This is a genomic window from Pedococcus sp. P2_D9, from assembly GCF_056404275.1.
The window spans coordinates 64,116-85,473 of the sequence record NZ_JBFUEI010000004.1 but is presented as its reverse complement, the minus strand read 5'-3'; the positions used below and the strand labels follow the sequence as shown (position 1 = coordinate 85,473).

Annotated in this window: 15 protein-coding genes; 7 read left to right on the top strand and 8 right to left on the bottom strand. The window is 70.7% G+C overall.

Going from position 1 to position 21,358, the window contains the following annotated elements:
• Together AC1DXJ_RS07850 and AC1DXJ_RS07845 are read left to right on the top strand one after the other, a co-directional pair.
• Positions 1-639: a CoA transferase subunit B gene (locus AC1DXJ_RS07850; protein ID WP_477636762.1), complete on the top strand. Its 639-nt coding sequence runs from the start codon at positions 1-3 to the stop codon at positions 637-639.
• 92 nt (positions 640-731) lie between these two features.
• Positions 732-3,185, top strand: a complete 2,454-nt coding sequence (locus tag AC1DXJ_RS07845; RefSeq protein ID WP_477636761.1) for a hypothetical protein — start codon at positions 732-734, stop codon at positions 3,183-3,185.
• A 62-nt stretch (positions 3,186-3,247) separates the two neighbouring features.
• Here AC1DXJ_RS07845 and AC1DXJ_RS07840 read toward each other — a convergent pair whose 3' ends face one another.
• Positions 3,248-5,275, bottom strand: a complete 2,028-nt coding sequence (locus AC1DXJ_RS07840) for a SpoIID/LytB domain-containing protein (RefSeq protein ID WP_477636760.1) — start codon at positions 5,273-5,275, stop codon at positions 3,248-3,250.
• Positions 5,276-5,286: 11 nt separating this feature from the next.
• The gene (locus AC1DXJ_RS07835; protein WP_477636759.1) at positions 5,287-8,082 is read right to left on the bottom strand and encodes an FG-GAP-like repeat-containing protein; all 2,796 of its coding nucleotides are present in this window, start codon (positions 8,080-8,082) and stop codon (positions 5,287-5,289) included.
• 285 nt (positions 8,083-8,367) lie between these two features.
• Here AC1DXJ_RS07835 and AC1DXJ_RS07830 point away from each other — a divergent pair, with 285 nt between their 5' ends.
• The gene (locus AC1DXJ_RS07830; RefSeq protein WP_477636758.1) at positions 8,368-9,801 is read left to right on the top strand and encodes a lipopolysaccharide biosynthesis protein; all 1,434 of its coding nucleotides are present in this window, start codon (positions 8,368-8,370) and stop codon (positions 9,799-9,801) included.
• An 86-nt stretch (positions 9,802-9,887) separates the two neighbouring features.
• Here AC1DXJ_RS07830 and AC1DXJ_RS07825 read toward each other — a convergent pair whose 3' ends face one another.
• Positions 9,888-10,913, bottom strand: a complete 1,026-nt coding sequence (locus tag AC1DXJ_RS07825) for a hypothetical protein (protein ID WP_477614967.1) — start codon at positions 10,911-10,913, stop codon at positions 9,888-9,890.
• A 119-nt stretch (positions 10,914-11,032) separates the two neighbouring features.
• Between AC1DXJ_RS07825 and AC1DXJ_RS07820 the strand changes: the two genes are divergently transcribed.
• Together AC1DXJ_RS07820 and AC1DXJ_RS07815 are read left to right on the top strand one after the other, a co-directional pair.
• Positions 11,033-11,704, top strand: a complete 672-nt coding sequence (locus tag AC1DXJ_RS07820; protein WP_477614966.1) for a glycosyltransferase family 2 protein — start codon at positions 11,033-11,035, stop codon at positions 11,702-11,704.
• Positions 11,705-11,728: 24 nt separating this feature from the next.
• A complete protein-coding gene (locus tag AC1DXJ_RS07815) occupies positions 11,729-12,121 on the top strand; it encodes a DUF2304 family protein (RefSeq protein ID WP_477636757.1) in 393 nt (130 codons plus the stop codon).
• Here AC1DXJ_RS07815 and AC1DXJ_RS07810 read toward each other — a convergent pair.
• Genes AC1DXJ_RS07810 through AC1DXJ_RS07790 form a run of 5 tightly spaced genes read right to left on the bottom strand, consistent with a single transcriptional unit; the run spans position 12,100 to position 17,527 of the window.
• Positions 12,100-13,110, bottom strand: coding sequence for a glycosyltransferase (locus AC1DXJ_RS07810; protein WP_477636756.1), 1,011 nt, complete (start codon positions 13,108-13,110; stop codon positions 12,100-12,102). The genes AC1DXJ_RS07815 and AC1DXJ_RS07810 overlap by 22 nt on opposite strands.
• A 16-nt stretch (positions 13,111-13,126) precedes the next feature.
• Positions 13,127-13,942 (bottom strand): CDP-alcohol phosphatidyltransferase family protein, encoded by an 816-nt coding sequence (locus AC1DXJ_RS07805; RefSeq protein WP_477636755.1) that lies wholly within the window; start codon positions 13,940-13,942, stop codon positions 13,127-13,129.
• Positions 13,939-15,972: a DUF5941 domain-containing protein gene (locus tag AC1DXJ_RS07800; RefSeq protein WP_477636754.1), complete on the bottom strand. Its 2,034-nt coding sequence runs from the start codon at positions 15,970-15,972 to the stop codon at positions 13,939-13,941. The genes AC1DXJ_RS07805 and AC1DXJ_RS07800 overlap by 4 nt, the downstream gene beginning before the upstream one ends.
• A complete protein-coding gene (locus AC1DXJ_RS07795; protein ID WP_477636753.1) occupies positions 15,969-16,718 on the bottom strand; it encodes an ABC transporter ATP-binding protein in 750 nt (249 codons plus the stop codon). Before AC1DXJ_RS07795 ends, AC1DXJ_RS07800 begins: the two co-directional genes overlap by 4 nt.
• Positions 16,718-17,527 (bottom strand): ABC transporter permease, encoded by an 810-nt coding sequence (locus tag AC1DXJ_RS07790; protein WP_477636752.1) that lies wholly within the window; start codon positions 17,525-17,527, stop codon positions 16,718-16,720. The genes AC1DXJ_RS07795 and AC1DXJ_RS07790 overlap by 1 nt, the downstream gene beginning before the upstream one ends.
• 211 nt (positions 17,528-17,738) lie before the next feature.
• Between AC1DXJ_RS07790 and AC1DXJ_RS07785 the strand changes: the two genes are divergently transcribed.
• Both AC1DXJ_RS07785 and AC1DXJ_RS07780 read left to right on the top strand, forming a co-directional pair.
• Positions 17,739-19,547 carry a CDP-glycerol glycerophosphotransferase family protein gene (locus tag AC1DXJ_RS07785; RefSeq protein ID WP_477636751.1) on the top strand — a complete coding sequence of 603 codons (1,809 nt, stop codon included), beginning with the start codon at positions 17,739-17,741 and terminating at the stop codon, positions 19,545-19,547.
• On the top strand, positions 19,544-21,307 hold the full coding sequence (locus AC1DXJ_RS07780; protein WP_477636750.1) for a CDP-glycerol glycerophosphotransferase family protein: 1,764 nt from the start codon (positions 19,544-19,546) through the stop codon (positions 21,305-21,307). Before AC1DXJ_RS07785 ends, AC1DXJ_RS07780 begins: the two co-directional genes overlap by 4 nt.
• The last annotated feature ends 51 nt before the right edge of the window (positions 21,308-21,358 follow it).

Sequence of the window (21,358 nt, the reverse complement as noted above, 5' to 3'; positions counted from 1 at the left end):
ATGGCACTGACCCGTGAGCAGATGGCCGCCCGTGCGGCCGCGGAGCTGTCCGACGGCTCCTACGTAAACCTCGGCATCGGCCTGCCGACCTTGGTCCCCAACTACGTCCCCGACGACGTCGAGATCGTCCTCCAGTCCGAGAACGGCATCCTCGGGGTCGGCGCCTACCCCGTTGACGGACAAGAGGACCCGGACCTGATCAACGCCGGCAAGGAGACCGTCACCCTGCGTCGCGGGTCGTCGTTCTTCGACTCCGCGACGAGCTTCGGGATGATCCGCGGCGGCAAGGTCGACGCGGCCATCCTCGGCGCCATGCAGGTCTCCGCCAAGGGCGACATCGCGAACTGGATGATCCCCGGCAAGATGGTCAAGGGAATGGGCGGCGCGATGGACCTGGTCCACGGCGCCAAGAAGGTCATCGTGCTGATGGAGCACAACGCCAAGGACGGGTCCTACAAGATCGTCGACGAGTGCTCGCTGCCCTACACCGGTCGCGGGGTCGTGCAGCGGATCATCACCGACCTGTGCGTCTTCGACGTCACGGCGGACGGCCTCGTGCTGCGCGAGCTCGCCGACGGGGTCACCGAGGACGAGGTCCGGGAGAAGACCGAGCCCGACTTCGTCACCGGCCTGGCGTGAGCGACGGGACGGCCTCGTCAGCCCAGGGGGTGTCCGGCGGGTCGTCCTCCGTCCTTCAGGCTGCGCCCAACGGCGCGGTGGATACTCAGGACGTGTTTGTCCGAGCCAGAGCGCAGCCCATTCGTCGTCTCCTCCTGGGAGTGGGGCTGGCGCTCCCCCTCGCCGGCTTCGCCTGGGCTCAGGTGGCGACCGGTGTGGACCTCGGCACGGTCCTGCGCTGGCTGGGGATCTTCGTCGGGACCGTCATGCTTCCGGGTCTTGCCGTGGCCCGGGCGGCACGCCACCGACCCGCCGCCCTCCTCGACGACGTGGCGTGGTCGACACCCATCGGTCTGGCGATCACCCTGCTCGGATGGCTGGCAGGACAAGCGCTCGGTCGGCCCGTCCACCCGGTGTGGGGGGCCGCGGTAGCCCTCGCGGTCGTCCTCGCGTTCCCCCTCACCCGCCGGAGGCTGCTCGGGCGACCTGCGCCGGGCTGGGGCCTTGGCGCCGGCGTCGTCGTGGTGGGGTCGATGCTGGTCACGCTGCTGTGGACTGCGACGACGCTGCTGGCCGCGGTCCCGGTCCGACCCTCCGGCCCGGGGTTCGCCTACACACCTGACTCGGTGTTCCAGGTCGCCATGACGGGCGAGCTCACCCGGGGCGTCTCGCCGTCGTACCCGATGGTCGCCGGCGCTTCCAGCAGCTACCACTGGTTCTTCCACGCGGCGTCCGCCCATCTCGGCCAGGGCCTGGACACGGCGACGGTGGTGACCCGGCTGTTTCCCGTGTGCCTCATGCTCGCCCTGGTCCTCATCACGGCCTCGGTCGCGCGCCAGATCGCCGGACGCAGCTCGGCAGCAGCGATCGCCGCCCTCCTGGTCGGCGTGGTGGGCAACACCCTGACCACCGCCTGGGTCCAGCCGACCGGCATCGCGGGCCGGTACGACGCGGACGGAGGGGGCCTGACCCCGGACCCCCTCCGGCTCTACTGGCAGGTCAGCCCGACCCAGACGATGAGCTGGGTCGCCGGCGTCGCCTGTCTGGGACTGGCGATCGAGATCTTCCGGGCGACCGGCAGCCGCTGGGTCCCAACGCTGGGGGGCCTCACCGTGATGTCGCTGGTCGCCGCGGGGTCGAAGTCGTCGGTACCTCCGGTCATCATCTGCGGACTTGCGGGAGCGGCGGCATACGGCCTCGTCCGTCGCGAGAGGTCGTGGGTGCTGCGAAGCGCCTCGGCAGCCGCCGTCACCGCAGCCACCTGGGTCTTCGCCATGGTGTTCGTCTACCCGGGGGGGTCCTACGGACTGCGGCTGCAGCCCGGCGTCCACGCGTCCTTCCTGGTGGGCCTGATGATGCCGGACCTCGCCACCTGGGACGCACAGAACCGCGCGGTGGCGGCCAGCCTTCCCGTCGCCCTGGCGGCGGCAGCCGTGGCGACGCTGCCCCTCCTGCCCCGGCTGGCCGGGCTGTGGTGGCTCAGCCGACTTCGACCTCAGGACCCGGCCGGGATCCTCTGCAGCGGGGTGGTCCTCGCCGGCCTCGCGGGAACGTTCCTGACCCGCCACCCGGGGCAGAGCGAGGTGTTCTTCATCGTGGGGGCCTACCCGTTGGGGCTGGCGGGGTCCGCAGCAGGATTCTCCGACGCCCTGGCCCGCTGGGCAAGGGCAGGTGTGCGGCAGACGGTCGTCGTCATGACGGCGACCGCCGTGGCTGCCGTCGCGGCGACAGCGGCCGTGACGGACTGGGCCGGGCTGCGTTCGCCCCTCGCGGTCTGGCGCTCGACGAGGCCACCGGGCGGACACCGGCTCGGCTTCGGGGTAGCCGTGTCCGACCAGGTCCTCGCGTGGGGTGGACCCATCCTGGCGCTGGCTGGCCTCCTGACCGTGATCACCGCCGTGGTGGTGCTCGCGGCACGCCCTCCCCGGACGGGCCCCCCTCAGCCGGTCCTCGGGCGCCTCGCCACGGTCTTCGCCTTCGCGCTCGTCGCCTGCGGCTTGGTGCCGACCTGGCTCGCGGTCACGGGCGCCCATCACCAGTCCCCGGACGAGCGCCGGCACACGTGGGAGAGGAGCGCCGTCGCCCGAAAGGCGAGCCTGACCACGGCGGCCTTCATCGAGGGCGCGCAGCGCATCCACGCTGCCGCGCACCCTGACGACGTGGTCGCCACCAACCACGTGTGCGCCCAGCAGTGGCGGATCATCACCAGGACGAGGCTCTGCAACCCCACCGACTTCACGGTCGCGGCCTACACCGGTCTGCGCGTCGACGTCAGCGGGTGGGCCTACGCCGACCGCTCCCTTGCCCACGCTTGGGAGACAACCGGTGGGTACTCACGGATGCCCTTCTGGGACCCCGCAAGGCTGCGGTCCGAGCAGGCCCTCATCACGGCGCCGAGTCAGGCCCTCGCCACCGCGGCCTGGTCCCGGGGGGTGCGCTGGGTCCTGGCCGACGAGGCCACGGGTCCGGTCTCGCCTCGCCTGGCGGAGTACGGGACCGTTGTCTACGACGACGGCGGAGTCACCGTGGTGCACCTCCGGGCGCCGCAGGCGCAACCCGCCGGCTGAACCCGCGCACTGTCGCCGACAGCCGCCGACTGTCGCTGACTGTCGCCGACGGTCGCCGACAGTCAGCGCAGGATCGTCATGGTGGAGACGTCGCCCGACACGCTCAGGCGGACACCGAACGTCCCGTCTCCCTTGCCGGGGTACAACCAGGTCTTGCCCGTGTTGTCGCGGGCGAGCAGGTCGGCTCCGCCGCCACCGTTCACGTCGCCCACCGCCACGAGGTCGGTCATCGCGTTCCAGCCGCCGCCGGCATTGGTGCGACCCGTGATCCGACCGGCACCGTCGAACTTGTAGGTCCAGAGCACACCACTCGCGTCGCGAGCCCAGAGGTCGGCCCGTCCGTCGCGGTTCGCGTCCGCTGCCCCGACGATGATGCCGAAGGGGTTGAAGTTCCCCCCGAGGCTCGTGCGTGACGACGCCACGCCGCAGGCACCGTTGCCGGCGTACAGCCACAGCGTGCCGGTGGCGGGGTCGAGCCCCACGATGTCGCTGCGCCCGTCGGAGGTCACGTCGCCGACGCCGGTGATCCGGTCCAGGGTCGCCGGGACGTTGGTCAGCTCGGTGCGGGTCCCGAGGGTTCCGGTCTGGGGAACCGGGTAGCACCACAAGCGGTCGGCGGCGTCCCGGGCGATCAGGTCGCCCGAGCCGTTGCCGTTGAGGTCGCCAGCAAATCCGAGGAGCTTCATCGTGCTCCAGCCGGTCCCCATCGTCGTGGGCGCGCTGAGCGCGGTTCCGGTCAGCGTCATCCGCGAGAGCGTGCCGCTGGCGGTGCGGCCGAACACGCTCGCCTTGCCGTTGGCCGTGGTGTCCCTGCGCAGGAAGTCACCATTGGTCACGGTGAACCACTCCGACTTGAGGCCGAGCCGGCTGCGCAGCTCGTCCCAGGGCAGCGTGGCCGTCCCACTGCTGCCCACCAGGGTCACGCCGCGGATGCGGCCACCCCACTCCCCGTGCCCGTCCCGGGTGACGACCACGCTGTGGAGGGTCCCGATGGCGGGGCGGGCGTTCTGCAGGTCGGTGCGCAGCGTCGTGTCGGAGACGGTCCAGGAGTTGGCGTTGTTGGCCACCACCCCGTCGTACGGGTCGGCCTTGGCAACCAAGTAGGGAACGCTTCCCGCTGCCATCCACCCGCCGTTGGCAGCCGAGAACTGCGTGAAGGCCACATAGTGCTGGTAGGCGATCATCACTCCCGTGGTGGCCTTCACGGCTGCGTCCGCGTTGGGATGGGTCCTCGTGCTGGTCAGGGTGCCGCTGGCGCTGTAGTCGGCGTAGCCGAAGTAGACCTGGCACGACGTCGTGTCGCAGACGTCGTAGAGGGAGCTCGTGGCGTGCTGCTGCTCATACGCCGCATAGGTCCGGGCCGCGACGGACTGGCTTCGCAACGCCGCCGCCGGCCAGGACGCGGGCATCTCGTTGGGGATGACGCCGCGCAGGTACCTCTCCATGGAGGTCGCATTGACCGTGACGAGCGAGGATCCGCTCAGCGTCCCCTGGACCCGGTCCGGGTAGTCGCGCAGCGTGCCGTCGGTCCGCTCGACGCGAACGGTGGTGGCTGTCGGGTTCACGAAGCCGGGCGTGCCGGTCAGGCCCCTGTAGGAGCTGCCCGTGCTCCACACCCCACCCGCGCGCCACTGGAGGTCGAGCGCACCGGCAGTGACCAGCAGTCTCCACCGGTCGACGGGCTGGCTCGCCGTACCGCCCCCCAGGGCGAGGACCTTGCTGCCGATGACGAACTTCAGACCCGGTCGCATGGCGACGGTGAGGCTGGAGGTTGACACCCCGCTCAGGCGGGCGCGGAGCGGTCCGGGAGCGGTGGTGACCTGAGCGGTACCCGGGTAGTAGAAGGCCAGGATCTGCTGGTGGGTCAGACCCTTCGTGGCCGCGCCGTAGGCGCCCCACTGCGACATGCCGTGGCCGTGGCCGTAGCCGTGGCCCGAGATCAAGGACGGACCAGTCAGAGGGATGGGCAGGGCCTCGGCACCGGCAGACCCGGCGGACGCCAGCACCGCGGCGCCGGTGAGGGCGACGAGCGCACCGGACGCCCAGCCACGACGCCTCCCCACCAACGGCATGCGCAGCACTCTCCTCATGGCTTCCATGGTCACCCCAGTTCCTGTCCTGCGCCAAGGCCGCCCGAGAGCGGCATCCGTCCGGCATGCAGCGTGCCATCGCCTCTGCCTGCATAGAGCCACAGTCGCCCGGAGCTCCCCGCCGCCATGATGTCTGCTGCGCCGTCCCCGTTGTAGTCGCCCACGCCGAGGATCTGGGTCAGATCCGTCTGACCGGACCGCAGCACAGTGAAGTCGAACAGGGGGTTGGGGCCCGAACCGCGGAAGAGCTGGAGCGTGCCGTCCGAGCGGAGGGCGACGACATCGCCGTTCGCGTCGGCATTGAAGGCGCCGACTCCTGCGAGGCTCACGACGTCCCCCCAGCCCTGTCCGAGCTCCTCGACCCGCGGCATGGTGAAGTCGCGCTTGAACGAGTACCGCAGGGTGAGCCCGGCTTTCGTGATGACCAGGACGTCAGGGATTCCGTCGTAGTCCTGGTCGCCCGCTGCGACGATCTGACGCATCGCCGCCCACCCCCGGGCACCGACCATGACCGGCGCACCGAACCCTCCGCCGCTTCGGCCGGGCAGCGCCTGCAGCGCGTCGCCCACCCGGACCACGGCGTCGACGTAGCCGTCGCCGTTGACGTCACCCACCAGCTGGACAAGGTCCGTTCCGGTCGGGGCCTCGAAGGTCGAGGCCACGCGGAGGTCCCTGAGGCCGGTACCGGGGTAGACGCGCAGGCTGCCGTTGGAGACCGTGGTGGCGACACCGAGGAGGTCCGGGTGGCCATCGCCGGTGAAGTCCACGCCGCTGGTCATCTGCGCCATGCTGTTCCATCCGCTGCCCCACCGGTTCCACCGCGCGGAGGGATTGCTCCCGTCGCCGTAGTACACCCGCATCGCACCACTCGGCTCGCGGCCGAAGATGTCGCCGTGCCCGTCGCCGTCGAGATCGCCCGCCGCGAAGACAGCGGTCAAGCCGCCCCACCCGGCGGCCAGCCGCTCGAGCGTGCCGAGGTGTCCGCGACCGTCTCCCGGTGCCAGGACGAGGGCGCCGTCGCTGACACGCACGGCGAGGAGGTCAGGGTGACCGTCACCCGTGACGTCGCCGGCGCCGCTGACGTAGCGGTAGGCACCCCACCCAGTGGCCACGACCGTACGCGCAGTGAAGGTGCCCTTCCCGGTCCCCGGGTAGAGCACCAGCTGCCCCGTGCTGCTGATGGCCATGAGGTCCGCGTGGCCGTCGCCGTTCTGGTCGCCGGCCGCGATCAGCGACCGGACGGAGTTCCAGCCGCTGCCGGTGGAGGTCATCCTCGCGATCCCGCCACGGCCATCGCCGCTGTAGATGCGCAGGTTGCCGGCCCCGGGGTACTGGGCCACGATGTCGGGCCGGCCGTCTCCCGTGAAGTCGGGCGACAGGGTCGCGAGCCGCACGGTGTTCCAGCTGCTGCCCAGGGTGCGCTGGGAGGTGAACGGGTTCGTGGTGGCCGAGGTCAGCAGCGTCACCGAGCCAAGTGCCGCCCCAGTCACCGCCGACGCGTGCGTCAACAGGTCAGCCTGCCCCGCCCGGTCGACGTCTCGCGACAGCCTCGTGGTCGCAAGGCTCCCCATGCGAGCGGCAACGTTCCTGCGAAGGGTGGGGAGCAGGGCATACAGCTTGGCGCCCGGACACTCGGTACTGACCGCGTCGCGGTGCCCGGAGATGCGGTTGAAGTACTTGTCCTTGGCGAACACGGTGCCCGTGGCCGGCATACCGTCGAGAGACATCTTCCAGGCGATGACGTTCGTGAGTGCCGTGGTCACGGCGGGGGGCACCGCGACGGTGTTGTAGTCCCCGATGACGCTGGTGCCGAAGGACCAGGAGTTGTACCCCAACGTGTGGGCACCGATGACGGCCTTGTCCACCCCGCCGTAGCGGCCCTCCCAGGTCCGACCGAACTTGTCGACGAGGAAGTTGTAGCCGATGTCGGACCAGCCGTTGCCCTTCACGTGGTAGGCGTAGATACCCCGGATGATCGCCGGGACCTGCGCCTGCGAGTAGCTGTTGGAGCCAGCCGTGTGGTGCACGAAGGCGACGTGCGCCTGGGAGTACCCGGGGCTCCCCTGACGGATCGACTCGTCGGCTCCCCACTGTGCCCGCGTGTAGATGGTCGGCTTGGCTGTCGCCGCAACGGCCCCACCCGCCGGAGTGCTTCCCACGCTGGCGTCCGCATCGGACGTGCCCGGGTCGACGACCGTCAGGGACAGGCTCGTGGGGACGGTGGCGTCCGAGCTGAGCACGCGCGCCTGCACCTGGTCGCCCTGAACCACGAACGGGTCGCTGCCGGCCCGGAGCCCGCGTGCGGCCTCGGCCGTGCCCGGGTCGGGACCGTGGTCCGCCTCGGCATGCACCTCTTCCCAGGCCCCCCACACTCCTTCGCGCTGTACCCGGAGCTCGACGTGGTCGCCCCTCGCGAGATCGCCGGGCCGCCAGGTCACGCCGGCGACCGCCAGACCCGAGTGCACTGCGGCAGGGTCGCTCAGGCCGCCAGCCGTGGCCCTGGCCAGCTCGCCCGCGCCTCCAGTGCTACCGGCGTCACGAGGGTCACCAGGGCCGGGCACCGCACTGCTGTCGTCGAAGCTCGAGCGGGCGCCTGGGGCGGACTGCGCCCGCTCCAGCGCACTGCGTGGTGCCACCCGGAGGGAGTGCACCTGCGTGGTGGCCCTGACCTGGTGCGGCGTGGGGTGGCGTCCGAGGTCGACGAGGCCAGTGAGGCCCGGGGTCATCAGGGGCGCGGCCGCGACGGTCGAGAAGATGGCCAGGAGCGCGGCGGGCGTGACGGTGGTCCGGCGTGTCTTCGCGGTCAACACGGCAGGGGCTCTCAGACGTCAGAGGGATTTACAGTCCTCACACGGTGCACCAAAGGCAGGCGCAATGCCACACAAACGCACCAACTTCCCCACTGGCACCACAGATCGTTACCCACCCGCAACCCCCAGTCCGCCTGACGCGGCTGCGGTGTGCAACGTCGCCTAGGCTGCTGGCGCCGGCGCTGGGCTGCCCAGGGCTGCAGTTCGACTCGACGCCCATGCGAACCGGAGCACTGATGAGCCACCCCCCTTCCACGCCCAACTCACCACGGGGGTCCCACTGTGTCTGAGCCGGCCTGGGAGGCAGAGATCCGCTCCCCCGGCGCCGACGCGTCGCGGAGCGTTCTGGGCCGGGGACTGATCTACACGGTCGGCGCAGCGGCCCCGATCCTGAGCAATGCCGTGGTCACTCCGGCCGTCACGCGCAGCGTGGGCTCTCAGGCCTACGGCGCGGTCGCCACCGCACTGGTCATCATCCAGGTGGGGATGATCGTCGCCGGCCTCGGCCTCGCCGCCGCAATCATGAGGCACGGCATACTCGAGCGCACCGGCATCGAAGGTGCGCGAAGCCTCCTGCTCAGGGGCGCCCTCGCCTCAGCGGTCCTGTGCGGGATCGGGGCCGCCGCGGCCCCCTGGGCCCACCACGCCTTCGCCCTGCAGGAACCGGCCGTCCTGGCGCTCGCGCTGGCCGCCTCTGCGGGCTTCGCGACGGTGGTCAACGTGCAGTCCTATCTGCGCGTCATCGACCGCCCTGGCCTGTTCGTGTCCTTGTCCCTCACGAGTGCCCTGGGCGGGCCCGTGCTCGGCCTGCTGCTGGTGCGGCTGGTCGCCCGGACGGCGGAGGCCTACATCACGGGGCTGGCCCTGGGCCTCGTGGTGTCGGGCCTGGTCGGGCTCGCGATCGCTGTCCGCGACGGACACCTGCATCACGAGAAGGGTGACACCCGGCGAGCCCTGCGCATCGGACTGCCCACGGTGCCGCACCAGGTCGCGATCTTCCTGGCCAGCGGCGCACTCGTGCTGGTGGCGGGACGCGTGTTCGACAGTACGCAGGCGGGTCGACTGCAGCTGGCGGTGCTCATCGGTTCCGCGCCCGGCATCGTCTCCGCTTCGCTCAACAACGCCTGGGCCCCCATCGTCTACCGGGCACAGGAGAGTGACCGGGCAGACGTCCTCGAGCACACCGGCCAGAACATCGCCTTCCTGACCGCCCTGGCCGCGGGGTTCGTCGCATGCGCTGCACCGTTCCTCCTCGCGATGGTCGCGCCGCCCTCCTACGACCCCGGAGCACTGACGGCCGCCGTGGGCGTGGTGGCGGCGGGAACGGTTCTCTCGGTTCCCTACCTGTGCAACGTGCACCTGGTCTTCGTCTCCGGTCGGATCGGCGGCTTGGCCTTCGTGACGCCGTTCAGCCTCGTCGTGGGGACCCTGGCCGCCTGGGTGGGCGCCCAGGCCTTCGGCTTGTCGGGGATCGGCGTGGGTATGCCGGTCACTTACTCCCTCATGGCCCTCGGCACGGGAGTGCTGGCGCGGATGGTCTCGAGCACCCGCTGGCACTACCGGGTGCTCGTGACTCCCACTCTGCTCGGTTTCGCCCTGTGCGCGCTCGGCGCCGTCCTGCCGACCACGGGCGCGGCCATGATCGCCCGGCTCGTTCTCACCGCCGGCACGGTGGGACTCAGCCTGCTCGTCTTCCGCCGCGCGTTCACCTCCTGACGCTCGGGCGAGCGTGCCTGGCCACGCCGGTGGCAGGACGCGACGCGGCGTCATGGGCGGAAGGCGCCCGTTCCGGGCGGAGGTCGTCAGGCGACGGTGATCGGTTCGCGCGTTTCCCCCGGAGCCGGGATCGACGTCGGCATGCGTCCGGGCAGGTAGCTGGTGGCGGCCCGCAGCCACGCGCTGAAGCGCATGGGCTCATGGGTGTCGGCCACCGGCGTCGCGGGCGCCGCGCGCCTGCGCAGGTTGATGATGGCTCGTTGCGCCGGAGACGTGGTCCAGTACTCGACTGCGGCCACCGCGGTGGAGCCATCCCATCCCAGGATGTGCTCGAGCTCCTGCGGCGACCTCAGGTGCTGGACTCCGAGCTCGAGCTCGGACAGTGCCTTGGCGGCAGCGCGGTCCAGGTGCTCTCCGTAGAGCTCGGGCCAGACCCGCCGGTACTCGTTGGCCGTCGTCGTCTGCTCGCCGTCGACCCGAAGCCCGTCGCCATAGATCGCGATGTCGGCACCGAGGTGAGCCGCATACAGGACAGGGGTCGAGAGTCGGTTCGAGACCACCCGATCGGCTCGGCCGAGCATGGTCCACACCCGCCACAGGAAGGCAGGGTCGAGACGTTCCCCGAGCATCACGATGCGGTGCCCCGCAGCCCGGTAGGCGGAGACGATCTCCGGGTCCTGTGCGTCGGCGGCATACAGGCAGGCCGTCGCGGGCCCCTCCTTCTCGCGCCACATCCGTGCCAGGCCCGCGTGGTCGCCGCGGACCCGCTGGGTCTGAATGCCGTGCAGGGGCATGAGCACGACGCGGTCGTGCTCCTGCCGCGGCTCCGGTGTCGGGCCCGCAGCGGCAGCGAGGTAGGCGAACTGCGCCCCGATGGCCGTCGTCTCATGGGTCTCGTCCGAAGGCGACCAGGCTCGTGACGAGTGGGACCAGACCAGAAGCTTGCGGCGACCGTCACCGTGCAGGTTCGGGAAGTCCCTGAAGTGCGATCCGACCGGCGACACGGCCGTCCATCCATGCTGGACCAGCCCGTTGATGTGGCTCGGCCGGGCACGGTTCAGGTAGGCGGCCAGGCCCGCGCTGTGACCGTAGAAATGGTTCTGGGACTCCATGTCGACGAGGCTATCGGCAACGGTGCCCAGGGCACGCAGCCAGCCACCCGCGCCGGACCGGCGGCACAGCAGCGTGGCGTTGGATCGGGTGGTCAGCCGAGCCGATACGCTGTGCTGCGATGGAGAATGATGACGTCTGGCTCGTGGTCCCCCTCTTCAACGAGGCGCAGGTCATCGGGGACGTGGTCCGTCATGCCCGTGAGACCTTTCCGAACGTCGTGTGCGTCGACGACGGGTCCAAGGACAACAGTGCTCAGGAGGCCGCCGCGGCCGGGGCTGTCGTCGTGCGACACCCCGTCAACCTCGGCCAGGGAGCGGCCCTCCAGACGGGCTTCGAGTATGCGCGCAGCGTCCCGGGCATGCGCTGGGTGGTCACCTTCGACGCCGACGGGCAGCACCAGACCTCCGACGTGGTGGAGATGCTCGACAAGGCCCGCGGCGAAGGGCTCGACGTCGTGTTCGGGTCGCGGTTCCTCGACAACCGCACCGATGCCGGCGCCCTGAAGAAGCTCGTCCTGCGCATGGCGGTGGGCTACACCAACCTCACCACGCACACGCGACTCACGGATGCCCACAACGGCCTTCGCGTCCTGTCGCGCGACGTGGTCGAGCGCATCGAGATCACCCAGAACCGCATGGCGCACGCCTCGGAGCTGGTCCAGCAGATCGGCGCCCTCGACGTGCGCTACGCCGAGAGCCCGGTGCACATCCTCTACACCGACTACTCCCGCGCCAAGGGGCAGTCACTGTGGAACGCCGTGAACATCCTCGCCGAGCTGATTCTCCGATGAGCCTGCCGACCAGGAGCCTCTGACATGAAGATCGTGCTGATCCAGATCGTGCTGATCCTCGTGGTCCTGGCGGTGGCCGCGCGGCTGTTCCGCTCGCGCGGTGCCCGCGCCCAGGCCGTGCGGCGACTGGGGCTCCTGCTCTTCGCCGCCTTCGCCGTCGTCTCCATCCTGTTCCCCGACCTGTGGAACAAGATCGCCCGGGTGGCGGGGGTCGGACGCGGCACGGACATGGTGCTCTACGCGCTCGTCGTCGCCTTCCTCAGCTTCACCGTGACCACGTACCTGCGGTTCCGCGAGTTCGAGTCGCGCTACACCCGGCTCGCACGACGCCTGGCCCTGGACGAGACCCAACGGGACTTCCCGCAACCCCCCGAGGGTGGTCGTGGCACGCCCGGTCAGCCCACCGACGAAGCCTGACGAACGCGCAACCGCGTCATCGCCGCCTGAGCGGCGTCGAGCAGTGTCGTGGCCGCCAGCCCGGCGCCGTCGCTGACCCGACCTCCGTGCAGCACCGCCGCGGCAACCCCCGTCGCGTCCGAGCCGCTCAGCTCCACACCGGCTGGTCGGGGCGAGGAGTCCGTGGCAACGACTCGGGCACCGGCCGCGAGGGCCTCGCGCACGACGACCGAGTCTCCGTCCCAGGCTGTCGGGCGCAGGAACACCCCAGTGCGGCGCAGCACCCCGTGGACCTCGTCCGGCGAGGAGTCGAAGCTCAGCTCGACCCAGGGCCGCCCGACGAGACGGGCACGCAGGGCAGCCAGCTCGGGCCCGTCGTGACCGTAGGCCAGGATGCGGAGGCGGGCATCGGGCCAGACCTCACGGACCAGCGCCACGGCGTCGACGGCCAGCTCGGCACGGTAGTGCGCAAGCCCGGCATTGGTCGCCACGGTCAGTAGGTGGGGGTCGCGAGCCGGGGCCTGCGCGTCGCCCTCACCGGCGGCCACTGGCTCCGCGGCGAACGGTGCCACCACCCTGACCCGACGGGCCAGGGACGCCGGAAGGCGTCGGCCGATCTCGTCGTTGACAGCCCAGATCTCGTCGTAGGCGCGCAGGACGAGCCTCAGCAGCCGCGCCTCCGAGGGGCGCATGGCATCGAGCTGACCGCCGACCGAACCGGAGTGGAGCACCAGCACGGTGCGTCCCGGGAGCACGGCGAACAGTGGTCCGAGGACGATCGCGCGCCACAGCCTGGTGATGTGGAACAGGTGCAGGGAACGTCGCCGCCACAGGTGCGGGAGGGCAGCCGCGGCACGCGCCGTCGACCCGGTGTCGACGTAGCGCACCCGATGGCCGGCAGCGCTCAGCTGTCGCGAGAGCTGGCGGTGGCTGGTGAGCACGCCACCGACCTCGCCGTCCTCCTGGGCCCACTGGAGTACTTGAACCCCTTGCGTACCAGTGGAATTCATGGCGACACCGCAGACCTCAGTCGAGCCGCGAGCTGGTGAGGACTCCCAGGAGATGACCCCCGGCCGTGATGATCGCCAGTGGAACCATGACGGCCACCAGGACCTGCGTGCCGACCAGATCGCCCCGCGTGACGTCCACGAGGCCGGCGACGAGGGCCAGGAGCGAGGCCTCGACCGCGACGAAGGCGCGGAAGATCGGCAGGTACCCCATGGCCCGACGGACCGCAGCCACACCCGAGACCTTGGACCGGGTCGTGGTGGCGACGTCCTCGAGCATGGGACGGCCGGTCTTGGCACGGGCCACGTGCACGAGATCGGTGAAGGCCTTGTTCAGCAGGACGAGGACCGCGACGAGCAGACCCAGGACGGTCCAGCCACTGACGTCGAGCGGATCTGACAGCGACCAGCCGTCGGCGCGCAGGCCCAGGGCCACCGGGATCGAGGCCTCCGTGAGGTAGTGCCCGACCCGGTCCAGGTAGATGCCGGCTGGGGAGAACCGCTGTCGCCATCGAGCCACCTCGCCGTCGCTGCAGTCGAGCAGGATCTGCAGCTGCATCGCGAGGACGCAGAGCAGCGGCCCGACCAGTCCGCCCAGGGGCAGGGCCAGGGCGCCCAGCACCCCCACCACGATCATCAGCCAGGTGACGCCGTTCGGCGTGATCCCGGTCGGCAGCATCGCCCTGGTGGCGTAGATCGAGAGGTGCCGGATGTACAGGGCGCCGGACCAGTGCTCCGCGTTGTAGCGCGCGATGTGCTCCGGAGGCTGGGCCACGGCACGCAGCTCGGCCATCGTCGGCCGGTTGTCCGTGGGGTCGTGGGCGAGCTGGCTCATGTCGGGATCCCACCACGCAGCGGATCCTCCTGGGCACCGATCCAGCGACGCCAGCCGAAGAACGACTCGGTGACGTAGGTGGCGAAGAGGGCCGCGGCCGCCACCCACAACATCGGAACCACGACTGCGGGTGCAACCGCGGCGACCACGAGGAGCACGACCAGTCGGCCATCGGTACCCAGACCGACCCGCGCCAGCCAGCCAGCCGGGGCGGTTCCCGTGTCCCGCAGCCGGTAGACCACGTCGTAGCGGTGGTAGGCCACCGCGGCGAGGTAGGCGAAGCCGGCTGCGGTCTGCTCGCCCAGCGTGTGGTGCACGAGCACGCCGACGACCAGGACCTCGGCCGCCCACAGTGCGGCTGGTGCCTGCCAGGCCAACGGGTGGTGGACCGGCGGCTGCCAGCCACAGGCCACGAGGGCACCGCCGAGGAGCGCCACAGTCGCCGCACTGCCGACCCTGTCGGCCCAGAGCAGGAGCGGCACCGCGACGACCAGGACGGTGGCACCCAGCACTCCCACCGCGAAAGGGGCCCGCCACAGCCTGCCCAGGAGGACGGCGATCGGACCGAGGTCGAGCTGCTCGTCGAGGCGACCCCTCACCGTGGCCCGCTCGGCCAGCGACCAGGTCGGGTCCCGGCGCGCGAGGACGGCGGCGAGCCGTCCACCCTGGGTCCAGGCGACGGCGATGCCGACCGCGATGAGCAGCGACCACAGCACCAGCATCGGACGGCCGGTCAGCAACGTGAGGGAGATGAGGAGGTAGCGCTCGGCAATGGGCATGTGCACGACCTTCTTCGCCCAGTGCACCGCCTGCGTGCGGCCCGTGGGCGGCCCGGCGAAGGTCGTCCGCGCCCCCTGCGGCGAAAGGTCGTGGGCTGACGTGACAGGGAGGACATCTGCGCTGCTGCGCCGCGAACCACGAAGCCTGTCCTCGTAGGCGTAGTCCTCGAGGTGTCGGAGCGTGACCACCGCCATCGCGGCCAGGGCAACGGGCCAGCCGTCGGCCCCCTGCCGCACCGCGACCGACGCGACCGCCGCCAGCACGGCGTACTCCTTGACCCTGTCGCCGACGGCATCGAGGAAGGCTCCGAGCGGGCTGAACCGCCTCGTGAACCGGGCGATCTCACCGTCCACACAGTCGACCACGAGGGCCACCAGCAGCAGGACCGCGGCAAGGACCCACGCCCACCGGGCGCCGGTGGCGACGAGGAGCGCCGCGAGGATCCCGAAGGCCAGCGACACGACCGTGACGACGTTGGGTGTCCAGCCCATGCCGAGGCCCACCCCGGTGAGGCGCCGGGACAGCGGCCGCACCGCGAACGTGGAGAAGAAGCCGTCGCCACCGCGAGACGCACCACGCAGCCGCTGGCGCCACGGGTCGCCCGCTGCACCGTTCGCACGCACGCCGGTGCGCGCCCAGTCGAAGGGGCCCAGCGCACCCGCCTGCACGGCGAGGCCGCCGCGGACGAGCACGAGGGTGACCGCGGCAACCCGGTCTGCGCCCCAGCTCGGCTCGGCCGACGGTGCGGCGTCCCGGAGCAGCGCAGCCGCCCGTGACCGGTCGGCGGCCGCGACGCGCACGATTCCGGGAAGCGCGGAGGTGGGGTTGCCCGCGATGTGCGACGACGTGCCGACAGACTCGACCAGCTTGCCGTCGCGGCCGACGCGGCCGGGGGTCACGACGTCGACGCCCTCGACGAGCGCAAGGGGGTCGGCAACCAGTGCGGCCGTGTGCACTCCGGGCCTGTCGAGGAGGTCGAGCAACGCGACCCAGGAGATCTCGAGATCGGCCGCCGCGATGACGGCGGGCCCGTCGTCGGCCTGTCCCAGCACATCGGCCAGCGTCTCGAACTGTGCTGCCAGGGTGGCCTCCGCCACCCGAACCGGAGCCGAGATCCCCAGTGCCGCAAAGACTTCCGCGACACCTTCTCCAGTCCCCGGACCGAGGAGGACAGCCAGGGCGCCGGCCGAGTAACCGTGGACGCTGCGGGCTGCGTCGTCGCCGACCGAGGGAGGCGAGGTACGGCTCACGCCCCGGCGTCCAGGTCGTGGTTGTAGCGGTCGAGCACGTCGAGCATCGGCCCGTCCATGAGCAGCTCGCCGCGCTTGAGGTAGAGACCCCTGGTGCTGAACCGCTTGAGGTCGCCCTCCGAGTGGGAGACGAGGAACAGCGTGCGACCGTCGGCCAGCAGCGACTCCATGCGCTGGTAGCACTTCTCGCGAAAGGCCCGGTCACCCACCGCGAGGACCTCGTCGACCAGCACGATGGGTTCGTCGAGGGTCGTGACGACGGCGAACCCGAGGCGCACCTTCATGCCCGAGGAGAAGTGCCGGTACGGCGTGTCCAGGCCATCGCGCACCTCAGGGCCGGCGAAGTCGACGATGTCGTCGAAGCGTGCCTCGACGTCGGACTTGGACAGGCCGTGCAGACCAGCGGTGAGGTAGATGTTGTCGCGGGCGGACAGCTCGCCGACAAAGCCACCCGTCAGCTCGATCAGGGGCGCGACACCACCACGGACGGTGACCGAACCCTCATCAGGGAGCAGGACACCGGCGATCATCTTGAGCAACGTGCTCTTGCCGCCGCCATTGCCGCCCACGAGTCCCACGGCCTCACCGGCCTGGATGTCGAAGCTGACGTTGCGCAGTGCCCAGAAGGTTTCCTTGGCGGCTCCGCTGCGACCGTGGAAGAGCATCTCGCGCAGCTGCATCCGCCGCCGACGGGACCGGTAGAACTCGATCCCGAGGTCGTGCACGGAGATCACTGGATCAACCATCAGATCTCCTTGAGGACGGCGCGCTCAAGTCGGCCGAAGACCGAGACCCCGACGAACAGGAGGATGACCGACATCACCGCGGACACCCCGACGGCTTCCCACACGATGGGGTGCTTGTCGTGCGCGAACAGACCGGCCCGCATGATCTCCAGGATTCCGGTCATGGGGTTGAGCCAGGTGATCATGTCGTACGGCTTGGGCACCAGGCGGCTGGCATAGATCACGGGGGTGGCGTAGAAGAGCATCCGGATGACGATGCGGATGACGCGCTGGGTATCGGTCACCAGGGCGGTCACCGGAGCCAGGATCAGGCCGATGCCGATGAGCGCCACTGCCTGGATGACGATGCCGACCGGGAACAGCACCAGCCAGCCGTTGAGGTGGACGTCGCCCTTGACCATGTACACGACGAGGAAGAAGAGCAGCACCGGCAAGGACAGCAGGTACTCGATCCCCTTGGACAGCACCACGCGGAGCACCCACATCTCGCGCGGCAGGTTGGTGGACCGCACCAGCTTCGCCTCCTGGATGAGGGAGCGCGACGTGTCCGTGAGCGAGCCCGAGAACCACTGCCACGACAAGAGCCCGACGACCAGGAAGAGGAAGTACGGCTCGTGACCGAGGTCCTTGCGCTTGAAGATGTAGACGAAGACGAGGAAGTAGATCAGCGACATCAACAGCGGATCGAGGATGGTCCAGAGGTAACCCAGGACGCTGCGCGAGTACCGCACACGCAGGTCGCGGATGACAAGGGTCCACAGCACGCTGCGCCTGGCCAGGATCGCCTGGGTGCGCGTGATGATCCTCATGTGTCCTGCCTGTCGTGGATGCGGGGGTGCCGGCACGATTCGTTCGCATCATCTCGCGTGCGATCCGACGACCGAGGGTACGCCACACCGCGCGGCCCCTTGAGTCACGCCGCCTCGAAGGGGCGGCCTGCGACCCCGGTATCCTCGGCGCAGCGCTGGGGACACCGTCCAGCGCCGCCCCGACACCCGACCGCCCCGACGAACGGACACCATGACGCGCACGACCTCCGCCCTGCGCAGGCCCGACGTGCAGGTCAGCCTCGCCTGGGTGCTGAGCGCGGTCGTCATGGTGTTGGCGGCAGTCCTCGCGTGGGGCTGGGTGCTCGCGGTCGCGCTGGTCGTCAACTACCTGGCCGACGCCGCGTTCTACCGCGTCGACGAACGCGCAGTGACGTGGTTCAACGACCGCGAGATGGCACCCGTCAACCGGCACCTGCTCCGGGAGGGCGCAGCGCTCCTCGGCTGGGCGATGGTGCGCAGCCCCTCGGCCCTCGAGGTGACCGTCGCGCTGGCAGGGGTGGCGGTCGTCCACGGCGCCCACACGGCATACCGCATCATCGGGGCGCGCAACCGGCGGCGCCGGCGCGGTCGGGTGTGGTGGCGCGGGCTGGACGTCGGCGGCGCCGACAGCGGCCCCGAGATCCTGCCTCCCACGCTGCCCAGCCTGGGGCCGGTGGAAGGTGCCCAGTTCGCGCTCCACGTGGACGTGCCGCTCGTCGTCGGACTCTGGCTGTCGTGGACGCTCGGGGCGGCGTGGCCCGTCTGGGCAGCCTTCGTGCTCGTGGTGGGAGGAGCGGCGTTCGTGGTGCTGCGGGCGCTGGCGCGGCGTCGCCTGGTCGGTCGGCTCGCCACGCCGGCCCAGGAACGGTCAGGCGTCTTCGCCGCCCTGCAGGAGCTGGCGCCCGAGGTGGTCGTCTACTTCAGCGGCGGCCCCGACACGACCTACCAGCTCAACGTGTGGCTCGAGACCATCGACCGCATCGAGCAACCGACGGTCATCTTCATCCGCGAGAGCCTTCACCTCGATGCGCTGCTGCCGACCCGCACCCCCGTCCTCGTGCTGCCCCGGGCCCAGGACGTCGAAGCCTTCCAGCTGCCGTCGATGCGGGTGGCGCTCTACCCGACGACCGTCATCAAGAACAACCACATGATCCGGTTGCGGGGGCTGCGGCACGTCTTCATCAACCACGGCGACGGCGACAAGTCGGTGACCTACAGCCCGCTGCACCGGGTCTTCGACGAGATCTGGGTCGCGGGTGCGGCAGCGCGTGACCGCTACCTCCAGCGCGGCGAGGGCGTCCGCGCCGAGCAGCTGGTCACGGTCGGGCGACCGCAGCTGGCCAAGATCCAGGCGGTCCCTGACGGTGCCCGCGGCGCCTCCCCACTCACCGTCCTCTACGCCCCCACGTGGGAGGGCAACTTCGAGGGAGTCAACTACTCGTCGGTCGCGCCGATGGGCGTGGCCCTGGTCGATGCCCTGCTGCAGTCCGACCGTGACATCCGGGTGCTGTTCAAGGCCCATCCCGCGACGGGCACCCGACTCGACGCCGCCGCGACGGCCCGCGCCGACATCGAGCGCCGACTGTCCGGCGCGGGTCCGCACGAGGTCGTGGGAACCGAACCCGATGCCCTGTACCGGGCCTTCAACGACGCCGACGTGCTCATCGCCGACATCTCCAGCGTCGTCGCCGACTTCCTCGCGTCGCGCAAGCCCTACCTGGTCACCAACCCGAAGAACATCCCCCTGGCAGACTTCCGCCGGGAGTTCCCCAGCACGGCTGGAGGCGGGGTCGTCACCCTCGACCCGACCTCCGTGGTCGCCGCGATCGAGGACGCCGCCGGGGCGGACAGCCTGCGCCCGCGCCGTCTCGAGCTCGCCACGTACTTCCTCGGCGACCCCGTCAGCGATCCCATTGCCCGGTTCACCGACGAGGTGACTCGCGCCTGTCAGCGCAGCGAGGAGGCCCTCGCACGGACAGTGGCGGCGGCCCAGGCCGCGGCGCAGGAGGAGGACGCGTGAGGAAGTACCTGCCAGTCATCGGCATGCTCGGGACAGGGTTCGCCCTGCTCGTGCTGGCCCTGCCGGTCGCCGAGGCGTTCCCCCGCGTCGCCGCGGCGCTGTTCGCCGCAGGCACGCTCGTCGGTCTCGCGGGCGAGATGCTGGTGCGCGAGCGTGACGACGTGGCGGAGGCGCTGGAGGGGTTCGGCGCCGGCCTGTCCGTTCGCACCGGGCTGCGTGGACTGCTCCTCGGGGGGCTTGCCGTGACAGCGCTCCGCAGCGACGACGGAGGCTTCGTGGTCGTCGCGACCACCCTCATCGTGACCTGGCTGGCACGGCTCGCCATGCAGGTGCTGGTCGCCGATGCCGTCGGCCACCGCCTGTCCCCCGTCACCTGGCGCAACTTCGACGTGCCTGGTGTCGTCCGACATCCACCCCTGGCACCGCGCCTGCTCGCGGAGGCCCAGCGCTGGATCTCAGGGGCCACCCTGGCCCTGGTGGTCGGGGTACTGGTCCCGCTCGGTGGGGGTCCTGTCGGCGCCACGCGCGTCGCCGCATCCGTGGCCGTCCTGATCTGCGGGCTGTTCGTGTCGTTCGCGCTGGTCGACGCCTTGCGGGCACGCCGGGACACGCCCCACGAGAAGACGGTCGACCTGCTCGCCGCCGCACTGCGCGAGTCCGCACCGGAGGCAGTGTTCTACTACAGCCGCCCCGAAGCCGTCGGCTACATCGCGAACGTGTGGGTTCCGACCCTCGAGCGCATCGACCGCAAGGTCGTGATCATCGTGCGAGAGCCCTACAACGAGCCCCTTGTGGCGACCGAGACGCTCCCCGTCATCATGGTCAGCCGCCCAGGTGACATCGAGCGAGTCGTGCCGTCGTCCGTGCGCATCGCCCTCTACCCGTCGAACGTCGCCACGAACAACCACCTGCTCCGTCTGCCCGGCATCGTCGACGTCTTCGTCGGCCACGGCGACAGCGACAAGGGCGGCAGCGCCACGGTCCTCACGAGGATCTTCGACGAGGCGTGGGTGAGTGGGCCCGCTGCCCGCGACCGGTATCGAGTGGCCGACGTCGGCGTGCGCGACGAGCAGGTGCGGGAGATCGGGCGTCCGCAGCTGGCGGAGATCCGCCGAGTCGCCGCGCCCCTCGCCGAGGACCACCACGGCGACGACGGCGACAGCACCTGGGAGTACACCGTGCTCTACGCGCCCACCCGTGAGGGATTCTTCGCCCAGTGGGAGTACTCCTCGATCCTCAGCCAGGGCCGGGTCATCCTCGAGACGCTGCTGGCCATGCCTGGCGTCCGCGTGCTGTTCAAGCCGCACCCCGGCACCGGCACCGACGACCCGGCCTTCGGCGACGAGGTCGAGGCGCTCAAGGACCTGGTGACCGCCGCCGGGGCCCCGCACGAGGTCGTCACCGGCTCGGAAGGCCTCTACCAGGCCTTCAACCGCGCCGACCTGCTGGTCAGTGACATCTCGAGCGTCATCACGGACTTCCTGGCCTCGGGCAAGCCGTACGTCGTGACCCGCTTCGGCACCGCTTCGGACGACCGCTTCCGGCTCGAGTTCCCCTCGGCCGGCGGTGCCTACATCCTCAGCGGCGACGGCAGCGACATCGCCGAGCAGGTCCGGGACGCCCGCGACGTCGACTCGCTCAGCGCAGTCCGCGCCACGACCGCGGCGTACCTGCTGGGTGACCAGACGGGCGACCCGGTGGCGCGCTTCGACCGAGCCTTCGACGAAGCCGTTGCCGCGTGGGGCCGAGTCACCGCCTGAAGGGCCGGGTCACCGCCTGAAGGGCCGGGTCACCGCCTGAAGGGCGGGGTC

Excerpts from the sequence above, each read along its gene's own strand:
- AC1DXJ_RS07850 (WP_477636762.1), top strand. The coding sequence starts at position 1 with ATGGCACTGACCCGTGAGCAGATGGCCGCCCGTGCGGCCGCGGAGCTG.
- AC1DXJ_RS07840 (WP_477636760.1), bottom strand. The coding sequence starts at position 5,275 with ATGAGGAGAGTGCTGCGCATGCCGTTGGTGGGGAGGCGTCGTGGCTGG.
- AC1DXJ_RS07825 (WP_477614967.1), bottom strand. The coding sequence starts at position 10,913 with ATGGAGTCCCAGAACCATTTCTACGGTCACAGCGCGGGCCTGGCCGCC.
- AC1DXJ_RS07820 (WP_477614966.1), top strand. The coding sequence starts at position 11,033 with ATGGAGAATGATGACGTCTGGCTCGTGGTCCCCCTCTTCAACGAGGCG.
- AC1DXJ_RS07815 (WP_477636757.1), top strand. The coding sequence starts at position 11,729 with ATGAAGATCGTGCTGATCCAGATCGTGCTGATCCTCGTGGTCCTGGCG.
- AC1DXJ_RS07810 (WP_477636756.1), bottom strand. The coding sequence starts at position 13,110 with ATGAATTCCACTGGTACGCAAGGGGTTCAAGTACTCCAGTGGGCCCAG.
- AC1DXJ_RS07805 (WP_477636755.1), bottom strand. The coding sequence starts at position 13,942 with ATGAGCCAGCTCGCCCACGACCCCACGGACAACCGGCCGACGATGGCC.
- AC1DXJ_RS07795 (WP_477636753.1), bottom strand. The coding sequence starts at position 16,718 with ATGGTTGATCCAGTGATCTCCGTGCACGACCTCGGGATCGAGTTCTAC.
- AC1DXJ_RS07790 (WP_477636752.1), bottom strand. The coding sequence starts at position 17,527 with ATGAGGATCATCACGCGCACCCAGGCGATCCTGGCCAGGCGCAGCGTG.
- AC1DXJ_RS07785 (WP_477636751.1), top strand. The coding sequence starts at position 17,739 with ATGACGCGCACGACCTCCGCCCTGCGCAGGCCCGACGTGCAGGTCAGC.